Origin of the sequence: Vibrio sp. 10N.222.48.A3 (assembly GCF_041475345.1) — a bacterium.
GTDB lineage: Bacteria > Pseudomonadota > Gammaproteobacteria > Enterobacterales > Vibrionaceae > Vibrio > Vibrio tasmaniensis_A.
On sequence record NZ_JBFRVX010000704.1, the window covers coordinates 1 to 1,079 of the forward strand.

The window sequence follows — 1,079 nt, forward strand, 5'->3', positions numbered from 1 at the left end:
GCTATCAGCACTACTTAACGCAATACGAACAGTGGCGTGGTTTGGCTGAACGGCTGCTTGAATGGCAATCACTAAGGTCGAAACAAAATGCTCATCGACTGTTTTATCGCCAAGGATCGCATCTAAAGAGGTTTTTTCGATATCAGTCAGTGTTTCTAAATGACTTTCAATACTTGGATGATAGAAGACACGATCCATGACCAATTCAGATAATGAAACGTATAAGTGGTTGGAATTATTATTATCGTTGTAAGAAGGCAGCACATCACCTAAGACAAGTTCTGGGTGCAAAGTGCTTTGATTTTCTTGAGTCATTGCTGCTCCAGCATTTTTATGTTGTGTTCAAACGAAAATACCGATAGCTGCCTGTTAATACAAGTGAAAATCCCCCATTTGACGTTGGCCTGCTGATAAAAATGAGAATATTAGCAATAACAGAGATAACTTTGACTTAAGAGAGTTTATTCCTCTGTTCAATTCCGTTATCTTAACCACTTCGCAATAGAATAAAAAAGCTATCACATGCCATTAAAAACTGATGAGTTGAGAACCCAAGCTCTGGGTCCTATGCCAACTCCTGCCGAACTAGGCAATGCACACCCTATTACTGACGACGTTGCTGAGCGCATTAAGAATTCTCGCCGCCAAATCGAAGATATCCTAACGGGTCGTGATAATCGCCTATTAGTTATCGTTGGTCCTTGCTCTGTTCACGATACAGATGCGGCACTTGATTACGCTGAACGTCTAAGCCAGATTCAAGATCAATACAAAGATGAACTATTCGTTGTCATGAGAACCTACTTCGAGAAGCCTCGTACGGTTGTAGGTTGGAAAGGTTTAATTACCGATCCGAATCTCGATGGTTCATACGCACTTGAAACAGGCTTGAATAAAGCACGTAAGCTATTGCTAGATATCAACAAGCTTGGCCTAGCTACCGCGACTGAATTCCTTGATATGATCACCGGCCAGTACATTGCAGACCTTATCACTTGGGGCGCAATTGGTGCTCGCACGACTGAATCTCAGATTCACCGTGAAATGGCTTCTGCACTGTCTTGCCCAGTTGGCTTCAA

1 protein-coding gene and 1 pseudogene are annotated in these 1,079 nt (G+C 42.4%); one reads left to right on the top strand and one right to left on the bottom strand.

Going from position 1 to position 1,079, the window contains the following annotated elements:
- Positions 1–315, bottom strand: a pseudogene (locus tag AB4653_RS18650) (phosphoenolpyruvate synthase); the annotation flags it as partial.
- A 207-nt stretch (positions 316–522) separates the two neighbouring features.
- Between AB4653_RS18650 and AB4653_RS18655 the strand changes: the two are divergent.
- Positions 523–1,079 (top strand): 3-deoxy-7-phosphoheptulonate synthase (locus AB4653_RS18655; protein ID WP_372104962.1); only part of this gene is annotated, 557 nt, incomplete at its 3' end.